The organism is Sporosarcina sp. SAFN-010 (genome assembly GCF_059415065.1).
In genome coordinates, this window is sequence record NZ_JBPFDS010000025.1 from 1 (window position 1) to 20413 (window position 20413).

The following is a 20413-nucleotide window of genomic DNA, read 5'->3' on the forward strand; positions in this document are numbered from 1 at the left end:
ACGCTGGATTATCTAACGCCTATTGAGTACCGATTAGGGACCTTATAAAAATTGTCCGATTTAATGTTGACAAGCCACTTTTTTAAATATATAAAGTGTGTGCGTAATAATTTAGTCTGTTGTTGTATTTGATGCTGGAATTCAAATTAAATTTTTAGCGAAATGAAAGATACCGTTCCCCAATTCGTATTAAACCAACGAATGCTAATGAGGACTCTGATTTTTCGCCCTAGGAGAATATAAACGTCTTCACCTTTGATATTGAGGACACTTCTTCAACAAGTTAGGAGTATAACTGAAGGTCATACATACTAAAAGTCTCGATCACCAATTTCAACTTGAAAATGGATTTATTAAAAAATTATGAAATAAATGTAGAGTTAACAAAACAGAACACTATATTTAACTTTCGTATGAAAAATAATCAAGCATACACCACTAGTTTACTTGCTCTTGTGAAATATTGACAGATAATAGAGTGCATGCTAAATTCATCGTATTTAACTACTGAGGGGGTAAGTGATTAATGTCAGTTAATAAGGTAGAAGAATTTTGGCATAGCTACACTCGTGAAAATATGTTAAACATGAGCGTTCCGGAAGCATGGATGTTTGGAGATGGTTCCAAAGAAATGGGAGATGAATTGGGGAGTTTAGTTGTTAGTGGCATGAAAACTGGAACGTGTGCTGCTCATTGTATATACGAACTGGAAGGCGAAGAAATACCAAAAGAAGGTCAGTACGATATTGTTTTGGATGGAGACAATAATCCGTTAGCAATTATAAAATATACCAAGATTGATTTTGTGAAAATGAATGAAGTAACAAGAGATTTTGCAAGATCTGAGGGTGAAGGTGATTTAAGCTATGATTATTGGTATCGTGAGCATGTTAAATTTTTCACCTGGGAGTTAAGTCAGCATGGACTGACTTTTACTCCAGATTTATTACTGGTTTGTCAAACGTTTGAAGTCGTGACAGTTAACAAAGATTTGTTATGAGAATTTATTTTCCATACTACCCGTATACAACTTTATCGGTCTAAGGGTGCTGTAATAAAGGCGTTAAAACGACAGATACTCCATAAGTGAATTAGAGGTCTCTTCCATCATTAAATTTGTATTTTGTCTCGTTGAAATGTTCGGGTTACACTTTAAAAACATCTTGTTTACAACCCCTACCTGAAAGGGAATACACACACTAGTACCTGAAGGAGGTGGCGTTATGAATCATCCAGCATCCCTAGAAGAATTTGTGAAACAGGCGTCTCAAATGCAAGGAGATTTGAAGATGTTGTATGTGAACCAATCCGACTACACACCTGAAGAGGCGATTGTTTCGGATGAAGACACTGCTGGTGGAGTCAACATGCAAATGATCCGCTTACTTGCTTCATCAAATAAGAATGCAATTTATTGGGAAGACCCTTTTTACGACAGCGGTGAATTGGAACAGCTCAATATTCAACTCGATTCACTGGAGTCATTTACCCGGGAAGTCATCACCTTGCAAGAGATGGAAAAAACTAAATCCAACTTTGGAATGAAACAAGACTCCATCCAAGATGAAAATGAACCTTCGTAACATGTCTTTTCGCACTCGCGGCAACTGTCGTTTTCGTTTATAATGGATAGTAGATGATTAATAAGATCAGGTTCAGCCATTTACGAATGGCTGACCTTTTTTTACGGACCGAAAGAAGTGAAGGCCATGAACCGACATACCTTTGAAGAGACGGTAAAATGTGAATTGACTATGACAACGAGTGCTCGTAATGGGATTGAAAAAATCGCCAAAGACGAACATTCTTTTTTTGCTATGCAAAAATCATTCTATGTACATATCGAAAAAAGACCTGAAAATCAGCAAGGAAGCCAAGCGTTTTCCTTTTTCTTTGACCCTGAGGAGAATGTAAAACTGAAAGAATTACTGGACGGCCGTGTTCCTGTGCTTGAATGCATCGTGAAAAATGATGGGTTCCTTGCGACTGGATTTCATGTGCGTGGCAAGCGGGAACCTGTAGCGACGAATCGACGTCTGCGAGCAACAATGAAATTCAAGTTAGGAAAGAGCTCTGGGATTTCGTTGCCCATCGATTTTGCGACACTTTTACGTGAGCTTCCGATTGCAGAAGAACGTTCGGAATATGTGAAAAAACGAATTGGTGGCTGGGAAGGCTACTTGCGGATCATGGAAAAGAATGCGGATGTTGAAGATATTCACGCCCGTGTAAAATCAGTCACATTGAGTGAAGATTTCCGACAAGCCTCTATCCGAATCGATGGTCTGTCAGGTAAAGCCTGGAGAACCATCACAGGATTTTCTGCAAAGTTTGCAGGCGTGGCTTATGATCTGGGGAATGTCGTCAATGCGGATAAGAAAACTAATCGCATTGACGTGGAACTGAAGAACAGCGCCATCCAAAATGCGCGTAAAACCGGTTTTCAAGGAAAAGATTTCGAGTCGATCGTTTTCAGTAACTTTGCAGAACTAAGCCAAGTAAGAAGGCTAAGAAGAGGATTCAAGGATTTGCAAGACGGACTAGCCGCGAATGCGAACCTGGAAAAAATCTTATTTGAAGAACGTCCAGTTGTAAAAATAACGAATCGCAGGGAGCCCCTTGAGTTCGAAACCTCTCTGAATGAGTTCCAACAGGAAGCAGTTAACGGAGCGATGAATGCGAGTGACTTGTATGTCATCCAAGGACCTCCTGGAACAGGAAAGACCACGGTTATTTCAGAAATTTGTAATCAGGCTGTAAAAGCAGGTTTGCGTACACTCGTCGCCTCTCAAGCAAATCTAGCAGTAGATAATGCATTAGGAAGGCTACTCAACAACCAAGACATCCGGATTTTGAGGTACGGTAGGACGGAAAGTATTGAAGAAGAAGGCCGCAAATTCATTGAAGAAAATGTAGCGGAGCATTGGCGTACTCAAACGTTAGAAGCGATGGAGTCCCAGCTAGAACAACATAGTAAGCTTGAATCCAACCTACGTTTAGAGGAAGAAACATTAGATCAGAAAAACAAAACGCTGATTGAGCGAAGAGTTGAGTTACTAGAGCAACAGCAGCGATGGAATGATGATAAAGAACAACTTCGTACAATTCAACAGGAAATAAAAGAAGTACAGCTCAAAAAAAAGGAATTACAACTTGCAATTGAAAAAAATGAAGCTACGAAGAAATCATCTGAGGGCAAGTTAGAAGAAGCCAAGCATGAAATTATTCGATTAGATACGTTAACGACTGGGGTATCTGAAGGAAAGCCTATGCTGAGTGAACTTGAAAGTGAACGCAAACAACTAAAAGAGCGAATTGACTTACTCAAAACGAGTCAATCGTTAACTGAAATGGTTGCACAAGTAAATGAGTTGCAGACTTCAATTGACCATACATTAGCACGAATTGAATCTTATCAAAAAGCTCTTATTAAAATGACGACAGTAGGAAAGTTGAACGATTTGAAAGATCTTTTGGACGAAGTTGAGTTTGTTCCGCCTCCACAACTAGATCACAAGATGACCGAGCTGATACGTCAAATTGATCGAATTCAAGAAGTGGGAGGAGAAGAGAGCTTTACAGCGTGGTCTGATACGGTTGCCCGAGTTGATAAAGCAATTACTACCGTAACAAAAATCCTGGAAGAGCATCAATTTCATAATCGTATACGCATTCCAAAAGGATTCAGGAATCGCCATTCTCTGCAGTCAATCCAAGAAACAGTTAGTCGGGTTGGACGTTATTTAGTTCAGCCCAATGTGAAAAAGATTTTAAGCACAACGTCCTTTTCAGTGGAATCCTATGATTGTCTGGAAAACTTAACAAAAGCGGTGGGGTTACTGCATGATCGCAAGAATTTCATTTCTGCGTTTCTTATAGAAGCACAATCCACGACTTCGTTGTTTGAAGACATTAAAAAGAAAGTAACAGAAGTCTTTAATGAGAACCTTTCAACATTAACGGCTAAACATAAGCAACTGCAAGGTCGTTTTGACCAGTTAAACGGGCAACTGTCAGAGGTCCAATATCTGAGTGATGAAACTTCGTCACCTGAAGCGATAGCTACGGTTCTTAGTGAGGTTGAAATTTCACATGAAGCTATATCCAAAACTATAAAAGACACTCTGGAAGCAGAGAAATCCTTGGAAGTAACAAAGCAAGGTCTTGAAAAAGCTCTTGAACAAAGGGAGACAATTCGAGCTGCCCTCCAATCATACTCAAACCTAGAAATTGAACAATATGAGCAACTGAATGAACTCAACGTTACTATTGGTGAGAGGCAGACGCAGGAAGGGAAGCTTACACAATCTTTATTAAATGACCCAGCTCCACTTTTGACTGAGAATGCGCAAGCTGAAAAAGAAGTGGAACAACAATTAGAGTTGGTTACTAAGCAATTAGCGAACGTTCCAGCCATCCAATCTGTTCAAAAAATGTGGCATCAGATGCTTACAGAAGCAAGCCCTTATGATTTGGACGAAATCCGGAAATTATATGTCAAACACGCAAATGTGATCGGCACTACGTGTGTCGCTTCCGCTCGTAAAGAATTTGTAGAAGAATATCCGGTATTCGATTTAGTCATTATTGACGAAGTTTCAAAAGCAACCCCACCTGAATTGTTACTCCCGATGCTAAAAGGGAAAAAAATCGTGCTCGTAGGTGATCATCATCAGCTCCCACCACTTGTTGGACAAGAAACGATGGAAGAGTTCTTAGAAGAAATGCCTGATGATGAACAGAAAAAAGATATGGAGCGTCTTTTGAAAGAATCTCTATTTGAACGGTTGTTCAGAACGTTGCCGAAGCAAAATAAGACGATGTTAGGTATTCAGTACAGAATGCACGAACGCATCATGAAGTCGATCACGCCGTTCTACAATGAAAACGGCTATGAGCTCCTTTGTGGCCTTCCTGATTCTGATGCGGCACGAGCACATCATCTTAAAACAGATATTATTGGACCTGAAGATCATCTACTTTGGATTGATCAACCTAATTCACCTGATTACTATGAAGCGAAGCCAAAAGGTGGTACAAGCCGCTACAATGAAAGTGAACTGTCAGCCATTCGTGACATGATAAAAAACTTGGATCAGGCTACGGCAACAGCGATTGAAGAAGGCAAAATTCCAGTAAATACGAAGAAACAAGTGGGCGTAATCAGCTTCTACGGGGAGCAAGTTAAACGCATCAATCAGCTTATTCAAGAGGAACTACAAACAGAGCATTTGACGTTCCGAACGGGTTCCGTCGATAAATTCCAAGGGATGGAAATGGACATCATCATAGTTAGTTTTGTTCGGAATCATGGGGAGGCGAGTGGTGAGATTGGTTTTGCGAAGGACTATAGACGTCTCAATGTCGCACTCTCTCGAGCGAAAGAACTGCTGATGATTGTCGGGAGTTCTGACATGTTCATCAACAAACCTAAATCGAAAATGACTCGTGATATGTACCAACATCTATACGACGAAATCAGCAGGCAAGGTGGTATCCGATCCATTACTGAATCCGTTACCTAACGACGGGAGGGGAAACTCAAATTGGAAGAGTTGAAAAAACAACTGCAAAAAGAATTGCAACAATCATTGGATTGTAAAGTTCTAGATGACCAATCGTGGGGATTCACAGCACACAAAGTGCTTGTTTCTTACACTACCGTAACGAAAACCAAAATGGATGTTTTGATGAAAATGATGTTGATGTCTGTGCAACAACTTAGCATAGAACGTCCAGATGAACTTGCCCAATTGTTAGGTGTTGAATTATTATTTGTTGAAGATCTTCTTTCCATTATGAAAGGTGCAGGACTTGTAGTGAATAAAGGCATCTGGTCAATTACAGAATTAGGAGTTTCCCAATTGACTACCGGAATGCTCCTTCATGAAACGGAAGCGGAAGAGTCGGTCCTTGTAGTAAGTCCACTTCACAACGAATTCCTGGATGTAGAGAAATCTCAACCTCTTCAAGAAAATCTTGATCCCTTCCGATATGAAAAGGATCCAAGTAAATGGGCTACAAGTGACATTTCTACTGATTCCTTGCAGTCGGAGCTTGCTGCATTAGTAGAACAGGACAATACTACGGAACGACAACGAGTCGTGGAACAAGTATTGAAAGTTGAAAAAATCGAGCAGTTTCAAATACCTTGTTTCGAATTTCACATCTACAATACAAATCAGGATGCCTTATATGCGAGAATTTGGAATACGTTTACGGAACAGTGGGATGAAACGTTGGAACAACTTGTGCATACCAATGAGCGTTCAAGTTGGCGTGACCGTTACTTAACTAAAGAGGAGGAATATCATACATGAAACGTAATGCAGCGTATTGGACAAAACAGTTGAAGTTAGAAACCCATCCGGAAGGTGGCAGCTTCGCTAGCTCTTTTGCAGCTGGAAGCAAGATTGAAACACCCACGGGAACCAGACCGCTTTATACAAGTATTTACTTCATGTTAGCGGATGGGGAAATTTCTCATTTTCATCAGCTCCAGTCAGACGAACTTTGGTATTATCACGATGGAAATGCTTTAACCGTCCATATGATTTCAACTGATGGAGAGTATTCATCAGTGAAACTAGGATTGGACCTGGAAAAAGGAGAGCAACCGCAAATCCTCGTTCCTGCGGGGGCTGTATTTGGTTCATCTATGATTGAAAGTGGAGACTATGCCCTCGTGGGATGTATGGTATCGCCTGGATTTGATTTTGAGGATTTCAAATTGTTCACGGAAGAAGAGTTGGTAGAACAGTTTCCTCAACATACAGAGATTATTAAAAAGATGACACCATAAAAAGACGTTCAGCCGAATGTGGCTGAACGTCTTTTACAATATATTAGCTTATTCACTATCTGTTTTGACCTCTACAGGCTTGTCAGATGTAACGGAAGCACCAGAATCAGCTGATAAAAAGTCTTTGAGTGCTTGCGTGTTTTCATCAAAGTCTATAGCTAGGACTGCCCCGACACCTGGAATCCGTTGATCTTCATAAGACCCGTCAATTGGCAAACGCATGGATTCTATCCCGGATTCTTTGTTGCTCAACAACCCTTTGCCGATTGAAATCATAGTTTTCTTATCTAGGTTTGTGTGTACGTAACTGTCGGCCATTCCAAGTAACTTAGGAAGACTTAGTATACTGTGTAGACTTGAAGCTTCGGTTTTTAACTTGGCTAGAGCTTCTTGCTGTCGATCCACACGCCCGAAATCACTTTTGCTATCATGCCGGAATCGTACATAACCTAACAATTCATTCCCGTTAAGACGTTGAACGCCGGGTTCTAGCGTCATGTTAATGCCGTGAGACATTTTATAGGGGATATCGACTTCAATTCCATCGGGAGCAATAACATCGACCATCTTAGGGAAACCATCGAAATTGACTTCTGCATAATAATGAATGTCTATCCCTAAGTTCTCTTTGATCGTTTGACGAACAAGCTCTGGGCCACCCAATGAGTAAGCTGCATTCATTTTATGTTTACCGTGCCCGGGGATATCGACGTAAATATCACGCATGACGGAGACTGTTTTCAATTCTTTCGTGTCCTGATTATAGTGTCCAATCATCAGTGAATCAGAACGTCCTTCATCGTCATTTGGACGAGCATCTGATCCTAATAGTAAAATATTGATCTCCCCATATTGTGGTTCAGGAGCGTTAAATATATCTTCTTCACCTTTATTAGGTTTTTCGCCTGCGAGGGATTGTCCAGCTTTAAACTGATCAATCAAAAAATAGGCCGCACCACCGATAAGGAGGAATAATAGGAGTAGAATCACCCAGATTTTTTTCTTTTTTTTACGAGTTCTGCGTTCAGAACGGTTCATAGTGCCACCACCTGTAGTTGGTTCCGCAAATATGCGGTTTGTTGCTTGATAAGTAGGACGCATCTCTACAAGAAATGTTTTCTCAAATCATTTATTAGTCTCTAACTAATGAAGCATACGACGTAACTCGATTTTTTGCAATAGTTAACTACCTGTCGAAAGTATGGATTGTGATTGCATAGAGAGGGTATGCTAGTTATAATAGCATTTGAATAGATGGTTGACTCACCTTTATAGTAAAGGTGTGACGGATTGTCCTTGTCTTCTCCGTCTGACAGGACTTTTTTTGTTTCTCTAATTCACTAAAAAAAATTATGGCTATAGTTGAAAGGAGATGTGTGATGTTTTTTATTGAAGCTAAACGAATCGTTACCGTTATTTTAGGTGCGTTATTATTAGCGGTATCATTGAACTTATTTCTGATTAACGCGAACGTTTACGCAAGTGGTTTTGCAGGGATTGCCCAACTACTCTCAAGTGTTCTTTCTGATTTTGCAGGAATAACTGTCTCTACAGGGGTGCTCCTCTTAGTATTGAACGTTCCGGTTTTCATACTGGGATGGTTTAAAGTAGGGAAAGGCTTTACCATTTACAGTATCGTTTCTGTAATTTTCACAACGATTTTTATGGGGGTTCTTCCTGTAATGTCGTTATCTGATGATATTATCCTCAATGCTGTATTTGGCGGAGTTATCGGAGGGGTTGGCGTCGGGATTTCCCTGAAACTGGGAGCTTCTACAGGAGGAATGGATATCGTTGCAATGGTATTGTCCCGTTTACAAGATAAGCCGATTGGAACCTATTTCTTATTACTGAACGGGATCATTATTGTGGCAGCTGGATTTTTATACGAACCGGAAAATGCGCTATATACGATGGTCGCCCTTTATGTATCCACTGCAGTAATTGATGCGATCCATACACGTCATGAGAAAGTGACAGCCATGATTGTAACTCGTAAAGCAGACGAGCTGCAGGAGGCCATTCATAACCAGATGGTGAGAGGAATTACAATCTTGCCTGCTAAAGGTGGATATACGAAAGAAGAAAAGAATATGATGTACTTAGTCATAACACGATATGAACTGTACGATTTGGAAAAAATAATTAATGAAGTCGATCCACATGCTTTTGCAAATATCGTTCAGACTGTAGGCATTTTTGGTTTCTTCCGTCGCGAAGGTCAGTCGATCACCTAAGGTTGGAACACCCTGCTATGAAGCACAGCAGGGTGTTTTTTTACTTGCTCTTACCCCGCTCAGACTTTCTATAAAGTTCTTTTAGTGCCTCACGTTTTTCACCGTATGTAGAATAATCAGCTGAGAATTCTTCACGTCCCGGTAACGTAGGGGGTTTTGACTTCTTTTCACCATCTATATTGCGTTTCGCCATTTGCAAACCTCCTTTTTAAAAAGTATGTGTAGTAATGGATGCTTTTAGTCACCGCTTGAAGGTGGACGCCATACTTATAGAGTGAAAGGGGAGGATGGGTTGGTAACCGTTACTTCTGTACAAATTGAAGGGCATAGTTTTACAGCTGTCTCCGTTTTGCTTCCGAAAACTACTTTGCTGACAGTTTCAAACGAGAACGGGTATATCATGTGTGGCGCACTTGACGTTGGATTGTTGAACAAGTTGCTGTCAGATCGCCGTATTGTAGCGGGGCGCGCCACTGGTGTGAAAACAATTGACGAGTTACTTGCGGCACCGCTGGAATCAGTGACGCTTGAAGCGGAAGAATGGGGTATTACGGCAGGAATGACCGGAGAACAAGCATTGTTGAAGATGATTTAGTGTGAAAAAGAAAACGAAACAAGAATCTCTGGGTTTCATTGAGATTCTTGTTTTGTTTTTGACACATTACCTCAATAAGTTTGTTTGAAATCGGGGATTATTGTTGCGATTCCCTATCTGATGTTTTATGATGAAAATGAGAAACAATCTCAATAACTACATAATCGCCATGCGGTCAACAGCGAATGGTTTTTGCGCATGGGAAAGGTGAGTGCTATGAAAAAAATCATTTTCGCTGCAATTGTTTGTGGCGTTACACTAGCAGCTCTTGCAGCACGTAATTTCACTGGAGTTTTCACGGACGGTCTGATCGTGGGGCTTCTGGTAATTACGATTTTAGCAGGCTCATCAGCCATCATCGCAGTCAAAGAACGCAGGAGACAAGCATGGCATTGAACAAATGATCTGAATGTAGCCGGCAGGTGATTTCTGCCGGCTTTGCTCTTTTAAAATGCAACTTTTCATTCAATCAGATAGGGGACAGCATATGAATATTCATGTAACTTACGGAGATGTAACAGAGTTAAAGGCAATTAAAGAAAGTTTAACAGCAGAACAACTTGTTCTGATGGAACTTGGAAACGAAGCTGTACTTATCCAAGAAAACGACGGTACTGCAGGGTTCGCTGAAGCAGATTCTTATACAGTACTCGATGCTTCAGGTGAAATTATCAATGGAAACTATGCAGTTTTCAATAACATTCCTGTCACTACAGAAGGAAGAGAACTTTTTGAACAACGATTCATGGGCCGCGCTAGGCAGATAGAAGATACTGAAGGGTTTTCTGCAATTCGAGTACTTCGTCCATTAGAAAGCGATACGTACGTCATTTTGACAAAGTGGGAAGATGAGGCGTCATTCAAAGCGTGGCAAAATTCTCAAGCTTACGCGAATGCACACAATAAGCGTGGGACAGACGAAGGTATTGACAAAAAACCAAATATATTCTCTCGTCCATCGTTTGTGACAACATACCAAAAAGTAGACTGAATGAACAGACAGAACCGGTTTCCTATTTCATAATGGGAAACCGGTTTTTTAGTTTTGCAAGTTATAAATGTTTAAAAATGATAGGCAAGTGAAAGAGAACACTATAGGTTGAACTGAGGAGGGGTTAAATTGAAGAAGAAAATCACAATCTTGCCATCATTGGCTCTTATGATTGGTCTGGCAGCATGTGGTGCTGAAGATGATTCAGAACAGGCGATTGCAGGAAAAGATGTTGAAAAGAATAATGAAGCTACTGAAACTGCGGATGACATGCAACCGGAACCATTCACTGTTCTAGTAGATTTGAAAGATGCGGATGGTCAAACTACTGGAACTGCAGAATTGGAAGAGACTGAAGAGGGTATCAATGTGCATGTAAAGGCGGAAGGACTACCAGAAGGAAAACATGGACTCCATTTCCACGAGACGGGTGTTTGTGAAGCACCTGATTTCGAATCTGCAGGTGGCCACTTTAATCCGGATGAAAAGAATCATGGACTTGAAATGGAAGGAGGACCACATGCAGGTGATCTGCCTAATTTGGAAGTAGGAGAAGATGGGATTGTAGATGATGAATTCACGGCTGAAAATGTGACTTTGGGAACTGATGAACCTAATTCTTTGTTGAAAGATACGGGTACAGCACTCGTGATTCACGCCGGGGAAGATGACGGTGAAACTCAACCGTCCGGAGATTCAGGGGAACGTATTGCATGTGGCGTTATTAAGTAACAAAAAAATGGACAACCTAGAAATCAGGTTGTCCATTTTTTAGAGTTACATGAGAGAGGCGATAATTCCCCGCTCATCATCTAGTAGGAATTTAATACCCGTAGCGTAAGGATCTTGGTGAAGTTGTTCTTCAATCCATAACCTAAGTGCTTGGGTCATGTCGAATGTATTCATGTTGACGGTCATCCCGTTGACAGAAGCTTCTGCATAAAAACCTTCGTCATCATCATAGAACAGTTCAACTTCTACTTGCTCTGGTGTAACGGATTTGTTTTTTGCCTGATGCAGGCAAATAGCATTAATGATGTCTTGTTCCTCAATCATCAGTTCTGCCACCGGTGCATGTCATCTTTATCCTGTTTCTTTTTCTTGAAATACAGATAAGCCATTCGGATAACGCCGATAATAGCGATGATCGCAAAGACATTAACGAGTAAGCCTAAAATCGAACCAAGCATACCCATGTTGGCAAACAAACCTCCGAATAGAAGTCCTGCTAAACCACCAAGCATAAGGCCTTTCATCAGCCCTCCAGATTTTGGTTTTGCTGCTTGTGATCCGTTGTTTTTAGTGAAGGAAGTATTGTCCTTCTTATCGACTGCTGGTTTGTTGAAATTGTTTTGGTTAGGTGAAAATCCTTTTTTGCCTGATTTGTAGCCTTTCGCTTCTGCAGATGGTGAATGATCATTAAACACGATCGTTCCAATCGGTGAAAGAATGAGCGTGAGTGCTAAAAACGCTGCTGCAATTTTTTTCATGAACTAGTAAAACCTCCGATGAAGTAATGGATTGATCTCAATCCTCTTCACCATTGTACAATAGAATGATTCAAAGTTAAAATGGTTCACTCATTACAATTGAGGAACGAACGTTTTACAGTCTGTTTCACTGCTGGACTTTGCATGATTGCCTTTCTTGCTGACAACATAAATTTCGTCGGCTTCACACTTGTTTCCCTCAGACCAAAACTTACAATTATTCACTTCACATCGAATCCGCTGTCCCATTCCGAGCACCTCCTTTTTTGTATAGGATGTGCAAGACATACGCCACTATACAAAGTAAATAAATATTAATTAAATGCCAAACTAAAAACTTGAAGTATATGAAAAAGAGGCGTATAGTGACTTGATGGTAATCTGATTAGGAGATTATGACATGCGGATTTGTAAAAAAATTACGTATTATTCAGCACATAGTTTTCCTAGCTTCAGAACAAAATACATTAAACTAAAAAAGGGGATTTGCACATGACTACGCCGCTCAATCCTGAAGAAGCAGCAAACGTTGCTACAGAAGGCACACAGCTACCTTCCAATCAAAAACAAGATATTCTAGACCAGTTGCTTAAACCAGAAGTTCAAGAATCTTTGACAACTCTTGTCGAAAAACTTCCACAACTAACGGAGCTTGTTGACTTAATGACAAAATCCTATGATGTTGCCAAAGCAGTTGCAACAGACGAAGTATTGGTTAACGATACAACTGAATTCATGAAAGAAATCGTAGGTCCTGTAAAAGATTCTGCGAAAAATATGGCAGCGACTGTCATCGAAGCAAAAGATCTTGCATCAAAAAATACAGAGACAATCGGTTTGTTTGGTCTTATGAAGATGATCAAAGATCCTGAAGCTCAACGTGTTTTCCGTTTCTTGAGCGCTTACCTTGAAATTGCTGGACAACGCAACCATACAAAATAATTTGAACTAACTATTAGTAGAAGGGGACTAGACAATGACCAAACACATCGTTATTTTAGGAGCAGGTTATGGCGGTCTTTTGACAGCGCTGAATGCTCGTAACTTCTTGTCAGAAAGTGATGCAACTATCACACTTGTTAACCAAACACCAACTCACCAAATTATTACAGAGCTTCACCGATTAGCTGGAGGTACGACTAGCGAAGGTGCGGTTGCACTACCTCTTGAAAAACTACTTGCTGGTAAAGGAGTAGAATTGAAAATCGCTACTGTTGAGAACTTTGACGTGAATACGAAAAAAGTGAACTTGGCGGGCGGAGAGACACTTACTTATGATGCACTAGTTGTTGCACTTGGTAGTAAAACAGCGTACTTCGGAATTCCAGGACTTGAAGAAAATAGTATGGTTCTTAAATCCGCTAGTGAAGCGAACAAAATCTTTAAACACATCGTCGACCGCATCAAAGCGTATGCAACTTCTCGCGACGAAGCTGATGCGACAATCATGATCGGTGGCGGCGGTTTAACAGGCGTTGAGCTTGTTGGTGAAATCGTAGACAACATGCCTAAAATTGCACGTGAGCACGGTGTAAACCCTGCTGATTTGAAGATTATGCTTGTTGAAGCTGGTCCGAAAATCCTTCCAGTACTACCTGATCACTTGATCGAGCGTGCAACTGAAAGTCTTGCAAAACGTGGCGTTGAGTTCTTAATCGGACTACCTGTCACAAATGTTGAAGGTAACGAAATTTCACTGAAAGACGGCCGTGTCATTAAAGCGAATACATTCGTTTGGACAGGTGGCGTTACTGGTAATCCACTCGTTGGAGAATCTGGTATTGAAGTCGACCGTGGTCGTGCAACAGTAAACGAATTCCTTCAATCTAAATCTCACCCTGATGTATTTGTTGTCGGTGACAGCGCTGTTGCTTTCCCTGCAGAAGAGGGAGCACGTCCATACGCACCAACTGCTCAAAACGCTTGGCAGATGGGCGAACTTGTTGGATACAACGTGTACGCGATGCTTACAGGCAAGTCTATGGAAGTGTTCAACCCAGTAAATTCTGGTACACTTGCTAGCCTTGGCCGTAAAGATGCAGTTGCATCAATCGGTGGAAACAATACTTCCCTTAAGGGAATGCCAGCTTCATTGATGAAAGAAGCAAGTAACATCCGATACTTGACTCACATCAAGGGACTATTCGGTCTCGCTTACTAAGAAATACTAGAGGACAGTCACAGAACTTCAGTGCATACTGAGTTCTGTGACTGTCTTTTTTATTATTTAAGGAACGATTATGATTCGAGTTGTATACTATATTCTTACTAAGTTGTTTGCTAATAGTCAGAACGATTCGTCATTTGACAGAAGAAAACTAGATTCGCTATAGTTAGCAATGACGGCAATTTAGTCCGTGCAAAAAAGGAGAGTTGTATGCACGTAAAGTATTGGAAACCAATTAAAGCGCCAGCGCCGAGGAAATCGCACAGATTCTCGGCAGACGAGGTGGAGGTTCATCGAACATTCGGCGGATGCCTCCTGATCGCAGATACCCGATCACATGCAGTTCCTAAAACACAGAGGTAACTCGGTGACACAACAGGGATGTAGCAGGTATCATACAAATTTAATGGCCAGTCCGGGCAGAACTGCCTGAACGACCTATACAGTTTTGACTCCGGGCTGCCTGATGCGGAGGAACAATTATGTGCGGAATTGTAGGCTATAACGGAAAGAACCAAGCAGCAGAGATTTTATTGAAAGGGCTGGAGAAGCTCGAATACAGAGGATATGACTCTGCAGGGATTGCATTCCAGACTTCTAAAGGCGTGCAAATGTTCAAGGAAAAAGGACGTATTGCGGATTTAAGAGACGCAGTAACGGAAGAAATCGATGCACACGTCGGGATCGGCCATACGCGCTGGGCGACTCATGGTGTACCAGATCAGAAAAACTCACATCCACATAAAAGTGCATCTGGACGTTTTACACTTGTCCATAATGGTGTCATTGAAAACTATGAAAAACTGACTCGTGAATACTTGCAAGATATCCAGTTCGTTTCTGATACGGATACGGAAGTCATTGTCCAACTGATTGAGTTCTTTGCAAACACGGGAATGACAACAGACGAAGCGTTCCGTAAAGCGTTATCGTTGTTGCGTGGTTCGTATGCGATTGCGATGTTAGACGAACAAGATCCGGATACGATCTTTGTTGCGAAAAATCGCAGTCCATTATTAGTTGGAATAAGTGAAGAGTGCAATGTGGTGGCATCTGACGCCATGGCGATGCTTCAAGTGACTGATCAGTTCATCGAGTTACATGACGGTGAAGTTGTTTTGCTTGGGAAAGATGGCATTGTAATCGAAACTCTTGATGGCGATAAAATCGAGCGGGCTCCTTATACAGCGGAACTCGATATGAGTGATATTGAAAAAGGGACATATCCTCATTATATGTTAAAGGAAATCGATGAGCAGCCAGGTGTGATGCGTAAAATCATCGATGCTTACAGCACGGAAGAGGGCGCTTTGGATATTGACCCGTATATTAAGCAAGCATTTCAACATGCAGACCGTCTTTATATTATCGCAGCAGGAACAAGCTACCATGCGGGCTTAATAGGAAAAGAATACTTTGAAAAACTAGCTGGTTTACCGGTTGAAGTCCACATTTCTAGTGAGTTTGGCTATAATATGCCACTTCTTTCTAAAAAGCCATTGTTCTTGTTTATTACACAATCTGGCGAAACTGCAGATAGTCGACAAGTGCTTGTAAAAGTGAAAGCACTAGGATATCCATCAATCACAATGACCAATGTGCCGGGCTCTACGTTATCGCGTGAAGCGGACCATACGTTGTTGTTGCATGCAGGACCAGAAATCGCTGTGGCATCGACTAAAGCGTATACGGCTCAACTCGCAGTGCTTGCGATCACAGCTTATTCATTAGGCGGAGGTTCGCGGAAGCTGGACTTGAAAAAAGAGTTAGCAATTGCAGCTAACGCGATTCAAACGTTAACGGATGCTAAAGAAGAGATTGAAAAAATCGCTATAGAGCTATTAACCGATAAGCGTAACGCCTTTTTCATCGGACGTAATCTCGACTATTATGTGAGCTTAGAAGGTGCGCTAAAGCTGAAAGAGATCTCCTATATCCAAGCAGAAGGATTTGCAGGAGGAGAACTGAAGCACGGAACAATCGCATTGATTGAAGAAGGGACTCCGGTCATCGCACTTGCGACTCAAGCAACTGTCAGCCCTAATTTACGAGGTAATGTAAAAGAAGTCACAGCCCGTGGCGCACACGCCTGCATCATCTCGATGGAAGGTGAAAGTGAACCAGGAGATCGACTCATCTTGCCTCATGTCCATGAGCTATTGACACCACTAGTAACAGTTATTCCGCTTCAATTGTTGAGCTATTATGCATCATTGCAGCGGGGATGTGACGTGGATAAGCCGCGGAATTTGGCGAAAAGTGTTACCGTGGAGTAAGAAAATTTAAATTAAATAGAATTGCATAAATTAACCTCTTTGGATAGAATTGTCTAAAGAGGTTTTTTATTTGTATTTAGAAAAGCTGTGATTGATTGGTTAGGGAGTACGCCTTTTTAGGATTCAAGTTTATACGGTATTCCGGCCAGTTTTAACTTAGAGAAGTGGTGTATGTTATGGGCAGAGAACGACCAGGTTTATTAGCACTAGTGGTACTTACATGGATTGCTTATATCATCTGTGCAATGATATTTGGATTTAGTCAGTGGTTTGTCGATAGTCTCGGTATCGCGTCTATTGTTCTGCCGGGAATATTACTTTTTATTGTTTGGAAGAATAAAGAAAATAAAAATGATTTTTTAAATTAACTTAGTTACATCAACTGGCTCAGTTGTGGAAAACGGGTTGCGATTCAAAGTTGCCATTATATTAAACGGGAAAATTATTATAAGAGATAAAGAAAGTCAAAATCGGAGGTGACTATGAATGGAGAACTATGGAATGCCACCAGGATTCTGGACAGAATTTATTATAATAATATTAATTATTATTCTCCTAGTAGGCATTATTCCAGCTGTGTTTCGTTATAAAATGAGAGCTGATAAAAAGAAGTGGTTTTCTTATAATCATATAAATAAGTTCCATAAAAAAATCGATTGGACATTGCGTATAGTTTATATGATTTCTTTAATAGTGAGTGCAATATTTTTTTATACAAAGCCTCTTTTAATATCTATTATTCTTGCAGTTTTCGTATTAAGTCAAATCAGTGTCCAGGCATTTATAGAATGGAAGTTTTCGGAAAACAGGAGAAATTTTAAGGTTTCTCTAATCCAACTTGGTTTAACTTTAATTACCTTAGTGGGTGTATTCTTCTGGATAAAATATTACTTCTGAAAGTATTTTATTTTAGGTAATAACACTAACCGACCTCAACCTTGAATAAATATTGGATCATCTAAAATAAGGATTATCCATCACACTGGCTAGATTTTTAAGTAAGAATGATACACATTATTGAAAATAAGTTGTTCGAGAAAAGGGCTGAAATTCAGAACGGACGGGAGTGTTTTTGTGGATTTTGGAAGTGAATACTTGAAGATTGTGAAAGAAAGATTTGAAAATGTTAAAGAGTTGGGAGATAAAACAATAAGCCAATTATCTGAGGAAGATATACACTGGCGATTAAACGAGTCTTCAAATAGTATTGCGATTATTGCAAAACACGTAAGTGGAAATATGATTTCCAGATGGTCAGACTTTTTAACTACGGATGGAGAAAAGGCATCTAGAAATCGTGATCAGGAATTTGAAGATGACATTTCCTCAAGACAAGAGATGATAACTATTTGGGAAAAAGGCTGGATTATTCTTCTTGATACACTGAATGGGTTAGAAAACCAAGACTTATTGAAAAATATTACCATTCGTGGTGAGAAGCACACTGTGCTAGAAGCAATCGAAAGGCAACTGGCTCATTATGCTTATCACGTTGGTCAGATGGTTTATATTGGGAAGCAATTAAAAGATGAAAACTGGGAAACCCTTAGCATCCCAAAAGGAAAATCAGATGATTACTTACAACAGAAGTTAAAAAAACATCAGTCTAAGTAATATTAGACACTTGTTCTGGAAATGAGGGCTTTGCAGGACCTAACCTTACTAAAAATACGGGAGATGACTTTGTGAAAAGATGGCTACCATGCATCACTTTGCTGTTCGTTTTGATTGGAATCCTCAGTGCTTGCAACGATCAGAGCATTGTTAAACTGAAGGGGGAAAGTGATCATTGGGAGGGGACATTCGTGATGACTCATCCTTTCAAAAAGAAGAGTACAGAGGCCCTTTCCTATACGGACTATGAGTTGAGGGTGACATTCAAAGGGAAGTCCAAGGAGTTGGAAGGTGTGAATACATTGGAATATGGCTATGAAACAGATTTAATAGGCGCGAGCACAGAGCAGCGTTTTCCCGACCTTCCCGAAAATAAGACATTTTCGCTTAAAGGGCAAGAAACTGGCGAGACCGCTATCGAGAAAGATGACAAGATTCTTATTACCATCAGGTGGGATGGACAGGAAGAATCATTCACTGTGGACTGACGAATTGCAGCAGTTCAAGGATTGAAGCAACACTAACACGACAGCTTGACAGGATTGAAGACAAAATCGATCGGATCTGACGATTGGCTGGTGGAAGACAGGTATGTATTTATAGCAGAAAAGTAATATATTTGTGCATTCAAATAGGCTGACGATTTCTTATTCTTAGATAAGAATAAATAAGTTGTAGAGATAGAGCGGGAGTTTATTGAAAATCAGTAATCCTTTCAAAAATCTATCTCTATTATCGGGTGCAGTTGTAGAAGAATCATCGTGCCTGAAACCGGCCGGTAAGTTTAGAATGGCTTGGTTTTTTCTAGGGATATTAAAAGTTTAATAATGAAAATGTATAGGCTATTAAAGCATGAAGAAATATTATTGAACAGTCGGGGTGATCCTATGGAAATTTATCAATTTAAAAAAGAAATGGGCAAAAAGGTCACACAATTCAGTTCGGATTTTATATTGACACGTATTGCCCTTACTCAGAAAGCAAATATTGGATGTATGCACTTAGAGGAGAACGGAGTAATTGGTTTCCATCAAGCTGTTGTACCTCAGCTTCTTTTGATTGTAAATGGTGGAGGTTTTGTTAGAGGGGAATCAAATGAATTTGTAAAAGTGCAAAGTGGTGAAGCGGTTTTTTGGGAGAAGGATGAATGGCACGAAACCAAAACCGATACTGGCTTAACGGCACTTGTAATACAAAGCGAAAAGTTAGATATTTCATCATTAATGTCTTTACAAAAATAGGGTTTCTTCACCATTCGGGGCGATTCTGTAACAAGGATTTTGTAACCTGTATCTATTTTCAGACCAGATGATTAGAGATATACCAAGAAAAGGGTGGGAATGTTCTGCATAATAAAAATCAACCTAAAAACCCTATTACCGTTCGAATAGTAGCAACGATAATTATACTCCTATCTTTATTATTACCGTATTTTGAGATAATAGCGTATAGTACAACACCATTTGTGATTCTCATAACTTTTTTAGCTTTTTACATTGTAGAAAGAAGTTATGGCAAAAAAACTGTGAATGGATAAATGAAGACAAAAAGCTTATTTCCAGAATTGGGGGGCATTTCTCGAAGAAGAATTGCACCCTTTTCAGTAATAGAGCCACTTTGTTGCATGGCGTAAGATGAAATGGAGGTTTATCGTGCTTAAGATAATAAACTTTACCCTAGCAATAGTTGTAATCACTTTATCGGGTTATAGCCTAATCACTAAAGACTTTTCGCTAATGCCTTACACGATGTTTGCGTTGGGGTTGTTCATGCTTCGTTTGGGGATTTCTGAGTTCCGCAAAAAGCAAAAGACGAATGCCATTATGATCATATTTGCTTCTACATTTATTTTTTTCGTTTCAATCTATACTATTTGACTTATTACCACAAATGGGGACGTTTGCGTTAAAAGCGATCTCGTCTATATCGCAAATGAGCCAAAAAGAAATGAGCGGTTATCAAAAGGAGGTTTCTTTACTTGAAAAGACCTTTTAGTACATGGTCAATTGTTTTTATGGTTTTAGGATTAGTGGCATTTGTGGTTAATTGGATGACATATGAAATAATTGAATCTGTTGTTCTAGTCGGATATATCTTTTTAATACTTGGTATTATCTTTAGTTTTATCGCTTTTCTCAAAAGAGAAAAGGGTGTAATGAAAATAATGAACTGCTCCCTGTCAAGTAGACAGTGGAAATAATAAAAAATCGTTAAGCGGCTTGAGCTCTGAATTCTAAAGGG

The 20413-nt window shown here is 40.2% G+C and carries 25 protein-coding genes; 20 read left to right on the top strand and 5 right to left on the bottom strand.

Going from position 1 to position 20413, the window contains the following annotated elements:
• Nucleotides 1-526: 526 nt before the first annotated feature.
• The 5 genes from ACR65F_RS17370 (at nt 527) to ACR65F_RS17390 (ending at nt 6802) form a co-directional block, all read left to right on the top strand.
• On the top strand, nt 527-1000 hold the full coding sequence (locus ACR65F_RS17370; protein WP_440505209.1) for an ASCH domain-containing protein: 474 nt from the start codon (nt 527-529) through the stop codon (nt 998-1000).
• A gap of 223 nt (nt 1001-1223) precedes the next feature.
• Nucleotides 1224-1583, top strand: coding sequence for a hypothetical protein (locus tag ACR65F_RS17375; RefSeq protein WP_039042879.1), 360 nt, complete (start codon nt 1224-1226; stop codon nt 1581-1583).
• Nucleotides 1584-1709: 126 nt separating this feature from the next.
• On the top strand, nt 1710-5525 hold the full coding sequence (locus ACR65F_RS17380) for a DEAD/DEAH box helicase (protein WP_440505210.1): 3816 nt from the start codon (nt 1710-1712) through the stop codon (nt 5523-5525).
• A 21-nt stretch (nt 5526-5546) separates the two neighbouring features.
• Nucleotides 5547-6320 (top strand): hypothetical protein, encoded by a 774-nt coding sequence (locus tag ACR65F_RS17385; RefSeq protein WP_440505211.1) that lies wholly within the window; start codon nt 5547-5549, stop codon nt 6318-6320.
• Nucleotides 6317-6802 carry a cupin domain-containing protein gene (locus ACR65F_RS17390; protein WP_440505212.1) on the top strand — a complete coding sequence of 162 codons (486 nt, stop codon included), beginning with the start codon at nt 6317-6319 and terminating at the stop codon, nt 6800-6802. The genes ACR65F_RS17385 and ACR65F_RS17390 overlap by 4 nt, the downstream gene beginning before the upstream one ends.
• A 48-nt stretch (nt 6803-6850) precedes the next feature.
• Here the strand turns inward: ACR65F_RS17390 and ACR65F_RS17395 are convergent, their stop codons facing one another.
• Nucleotides 6851-7840 (bottom strand): LCP family protein, encoded by a 990-nt coding sequence (locus tag ACR65F_RS17395; RefSeq protein WP_052245851.1) that lies wholly within the window; start codon nt 7838-7840, stop codon nt 6851-6853.
• Between the two features lie 341 nt (nt 7841-8181).
• On the opposite strand from ACR65F_RS17395, the gene ACR65F_RS17400 reads away from it, so the two are divergent.
• On the top strand, nt 8182-9039 hold the full coding sequence (locus tag ACR65F_RS17400; RefSeq protein WP_039042875.1) for a YitT family protein: 858 nt from the start codon (nt 8182-8184) through the stop codon (nt 9037-9039).
• 40 nt (nt 9040-9079) lie between these two features.
• Here the strand turns inward: ACR65F_RS17400 and ACR65F_RS17405 are convergent, their stop codons facing one another.
• The gene (locus ACR65F_RS17405) at nt 9080-9232 is read right to left on the bottom strand and encodes a hypothetical protein (RefSeq protein WP_156137949.1); all 153 of its coding nucleotides are present in this window, start codon (nt 9230-9232) and stop codon (nt 9080-9082) included.
• A 99-nt stretch (nt 9233-9331) separates the two neighbouring features.
• Between ACR65F_RS17405 and ACR65F_RS17410 the strand changes: the two genes are divergently transcribed.
• From ACR65F_RS17410 to ACR65F_RS17425, 4 genes are all read left to right on the top strand, one after another.
• Nucleotides 9332-9634: a YunC family protein gene (locus ACR65F_RS17410; RefSeq protein ID WP_440505214.1), complete on the top strand. Its 303-nt coding sequence runs from the start codon at nt 9332-9334 to the stop codon at nt 9632-9634.
• A gap of 216 nt (nt 9635-9850) precedes the next feature.
• A complete protein-coding gene (locus tag ACR65F_RS17415; protein ID WP_039042873.1) occupies nt 9851-10030 on the top strand; it encodes a hypothetical protein in 180 nt (59 codons plus the stop codon).
• Between the two features lie 91 nt (nt 10031-10121).
• Nucleotides 10122-10625: an antibiotic biosynthesis monooxygenase family protein gene (locus ACR65F_RS17420; RefSeq protein ID WP_039042872.1), complete on the top strand. Its 504-nt coding sequence runs from the start codon at nt 10122-10124 to the stop codon at nt 10623-10625.
• A 129-nt stretch (nt 10626-10754) separates the two neighbouring features.
• Nucleotides 10755-11357, top strand: a complete 603-nt coding sequence (locus ACR65F_RS17425; protein ID WP_440505215.1) for a superoxide dismutase family protein — start codon at nt 10755-10757, stop codon at nt 11355-11357.
• 45 nt (nt 11358-11402) lie between these two features.
• Here ACR65F_RS17425 and ACR65F_RS17430 read toward each other — a convergent pair whose 3' ends face one another.
• The 3 genes from ACR65F_RS17430 to ACR65F_RS17440 form a co-directional block, all read right to left on the bottom strand.
• Nucleotides 11403-11681: a DUF2653 family protein gene (locus tag ACR65F_RS17430; RefSeq protein WP_440505216.1), complete on the bottom strand. Its 279-nt coding sequence runs from the start codon at nt 11679-11681 to the stop codon at nt 11403-11405.
• Entirely contained in the window at nt 11681-12115 is a 435-nt protein-coding gene (locus ACR65F_RS17435; protein WP_440505218.1) for a hypothetical protein, read from the bottom strand. Before ACR65F_RS17435 ends, ACR65F_RS17430 begins: the two co-directional genes overlap by 1 nt.
• 93 nt (nt 12116-12208) lie before the next feature.
• Nucleotides 12209-12364 carry a DUF1540 domain-containing protein gene (locus tag ACR65F_RS17440; RefSeq protein ID WP_081760197.1) on the bottom strand — a complete coding sequence of 52 codons (156 nt, stop codon included), beginning with the start codon at nt 12362-12364 and terminating at the stop codon, nt 12209-12211.
• 243 nt (nt 12365-12607) lie between these two features.
• Here ACR65F_RS17440 and ACR65F_RS17445 point away from each other — a divergent pair, with 243 nt between their 5' ends.
• The 10 genes from ACR65F_RS17445 (at nt 12608) to ACR65F_RS17490 (ending at nt 20372) form a co-directional block, all read left to right on the top strand.
• Entirely contained in the window at nt 12608-13057 is a 450-nt protein-coding gene (locus ACR65F_RS17445) for a helical membrane plugin domain-containing protein (protein WP_440505219.1), read from the top strand.
• A 34-nt stretch (nt 13058-13091) separates the two neighbouring features.
• Entirely contained in the window at nt 13092-14276 is a 1185-nt protein-coding gene (locus tag ACR65F_RS17450; RefSeq protein WP_039042868.1) for an NAD(P)/FAD-dependent oxidoreductase, read from the top strand.
• Between the two features lie 488 nt (nt 14277-14764).
• Nucleotides 14765-16558, top strand: coding sequence for a glutamine--fructose-6-phosphate transaminase (isomerizing) (gene glmS, locus ACR65F_RS17455; protein ID WP_440505221.1), 1794 nt, complete (start codon nt 14765-14767; stop codon nt 16556-16558).
• Nucleotides 16559-16734: 176 nt separating this feature from the next.
• On the top strand, nt 16735-16926 hold the full coding sequence (locus ACR65F_RS17460) for a hypothetical protein (RefSeq protein ID WP_039042866.1): 192 nt from the start codon (nt 16735-16737) through the stop codon (nt 16924-16926).
• A gap of 118 nt (nt 16927-17044) precedes the next feature.
• Nucleotides 17045-17455, top strand: coding sequence for a DUF4181 domain-containing protein (locus ACR65F_RS17465; RefSeq protein ID WP_440505222.1), 411 nt, complete (start codon nt 17045-17047; stop codon nt 17453-17455).
• Between the two features lie 177 nt (nt 17456-17632).
• Entirely contained in the window at nt 17633-18172 is a 540-nt protein-coding gene (locus ACR65F_RS17470; RefSeq protein ID WP_440505223.1) for a DUF1572 domain-containing protein, read from the top strand.
• A 191-nt stretch (nt 18173-18363) separates the two neighbouring features.
• Nucleotides 18364-18660: a hypothetical protein gene (locus ACR65F_RS17475; RefSeq protein WP_440505225.1), complete on the top strand. Its 297-nt coding sequence runs from the start codon at nt 18364-18366 to the stop codon at nt 18658-18660.
• 399 nt (nt 18661-19059) lie between these two features.
• Nucleotides 19060-19413, top strand: coding sequence for a cupin (locus tag ACR65F_RS17480; RefSeq protein WP_440505226.1), 354 nt, complete (start codon nt 19060-19062; stop codon nt 19411-19413).
• 528 nt (nt 19414-19941) lie between these two features.
• The gene (locus ACR65F_RS17485; protein WP_440505229.1) at nt 19942-20049 is read left to right on the top strand and encodes a DUF3953 domain-containing protein; all 108 of its coding nucleotides are present in this window, start codon (nt 19942-19944) and stop codon (nt 20047-20049) included.
• 101 nt (nt 20050-20150) lie between these two features.
• The gene (locus ACR65F_RS17490; RefSeq protein ID WP_440505228.1) at nt 20151-20372 is read left to right on the top strand and encodes a hypothetical protein; all 222 of its coding nucleotides are present in this window, start codon (nt 20151-20153) and stop codon (nt 20370-20372) included.
• Nucleotides 20373-20413: the final 41 nt, after the last annotated feature.